Raw genomic sequence first — 1963 nt, forward strand, 5'->3', positions numbered from 1 at the left:
GCCATTCTCTATACATCCGGCACCACGGGCCGGTCGAAGGGCGCCGTTCTCACCCATGGCAACCTTGCCTCCAACGCCGAGGCGCTGAACGACATCTGGCGCTTCACCGGCGAGGACCGGCTGATCCACGCGCTACCGATCTTTCACGCGCACGGGCTGTTCGTGGCCTGCAACATGGCGCTGACATCGGGTGCCACGATGATCTTCCTGCCGCGTTTCGACGCGGACCGGGTGATCGACGAAATGGCCAATGCAACGGTCCTCATGGGGGTGCCGACCTTCTACACCAGATTGTTGGCCTCCCCCCGGCTCGACAGATCGATAGCGGCCGGGATGCGCCTCTTCGTTTCCGGCTCGGCTCCGCTGCTGAAGGACACGCACACACAGTTCGCGGAACGCACCGGCCATACCATCCTAGAACGTTATGGTATGACCGAAACCTGTATGATCGCCTCCAACCCATATGAGGCGGATCGCCGGGTCGGCGCGGTCGGGTTTCCCCTGCCGAACGTCGAAATCCGCATCACCTCCCGGGAAACCGGCGATGCCCTCCCGCAGGGAGAGACGGGCGCCATCGAAGTCCGGGGGCCCAACGTCTTTGACCGCTACTGGCGCATGCCGGAAAAGACAGCCGCAGAATTCCGCGAAGACGGCTTTTTCATTACCGGCGATCTGGGCCGGATCGACGCCGACGGCTACCTGCACATCATCGGCCGGGACAAGGACCTCGTGATTACCGGGGGATACAACGTCTACCCGAAAGAAATCGAAGCACTGATCGACACGCTGCCCGGCGTGGCAGAATCCGCCGTCATCGGCCTGCCCCACCCGGAATTCGGCGAAGGCGTCACCGCCGTCGTCGTACCGCACCCCGACAAGGACGTGGACGAGCAAGACGTGCTCGCCGCCCTCTCGGGTCAACTGGCGCGCTTCAAGCAACCCAAGGCGGTCCTGTTCGTCGAGGAACTGCCCCGCAACGTGATGGGCAAAGTGCAGAAGAACGAACTGCGGGACCGCTACGCGACCCTCTACACGCCCGCGACAGCAAATCAAGCAGGAAGCCAGCACTGCAATGGATAACGTGATAGAGACAGAGACAGGGGGAAAGCCGGTGGCCGGGACGACAGACAGAACAGACGAATTCATCGCCATGACAGCGACAGAGGCGGTGGGTTTGCTGCGCACCGGCGAAGCCTCGCCACTCGATTTTCTGGATGCCGCGATTGCCCGGATCGAAGAGGTCGAACCCGACATCAACGCCCTGCCGATCCAGTTTTTCGAAGAGGCCCGCAGCGCGGCCAGGTCCTTCACGCAGCGCGACGCCCCCGATCACCGGCCCGGCTGGCTCGCCGGTCTGCCGGTCGTGGTGAAGGATTACAACGATGTCGGCGGCCAGATCACGACATATGGCTCCCCCATCTTTGCGGATAACCGGGTAGAGAAGTCTGACTACACCGTGCAGGTCCTCGAAGAGAGCGGCGGCATCCCCATGGCCAAATCGAACGTGCCGGAAATCGCGGGGGCCAATACCTTCAACCCGGTGTTCGGCGCCACCCGCAACCCGTGGAACCAGAAGATGACGGTCGGCGGATCCTCGGGCGGGTCGGGTGCTGCGCTGGCCTGCGGTGAGGCATGGCTGGCCACCGGCAACGATCTGGGCGGCAGCCTTCGTATCCCGGCAAGCTATTGCGGCATCGTCGGGTTGCGCCCCAGCGTCGGCCGGGTGCCGCGCGGGGCCGGGCTTCCGGCCTTCGATCCGCTCTGGGTCGAGGGGCCGATGGCCCGTAACGTGTCCGACGTGGCGCTCATGCTGGATTCGCTGGCGCATGGTCACCCCCACGATCCGCTTTCGATGCCGCCCCCGCGGGTGCCATTCGTGCGCGCGGTGGAGGAGCCGAAAGCGCCAAAAAGGGTAGCCTTCACCCCGGACCTCAACCTTTCCATGGTCGATCCCGAAGTCGCC

Annotated in this window: 2 protein-coding genes; both read left to right on the forward strand. The window is 64.1% G+C overall.

Translation table 11 applies throughout. The annotated features are described in order from the left end of the window. A partial coding sequence (locus A3764_RS20390; protein WP_067952035.1) for an AMP-binding protein occupies positions 1–1080 on the forward strand: 1080 nt, incomplete at its 5' end. After that, a partial coding sequence (locus A3764_RS20395; RefSeq protein WP_236628269.1) for an amidase occupies positions 1073–1963 on the forward strand: 891 nt, incomplete at its 3' end. The genes A3764_RS20390 and A3764_RS20395, both read left to right, overlap by 8 nt.

The sequence above is a fragment of the Sulfitobacter sp. HI0129 genome (genome assembly GCF_001635395.1).
In the GTDB taxonomy this organism is placed as follows: domain Bacteria; phylum Pseudomonadota; class Alphaproteobacteria; order Rhodobacterales; family Rhodobacteraceae; genus Sulfitobacter.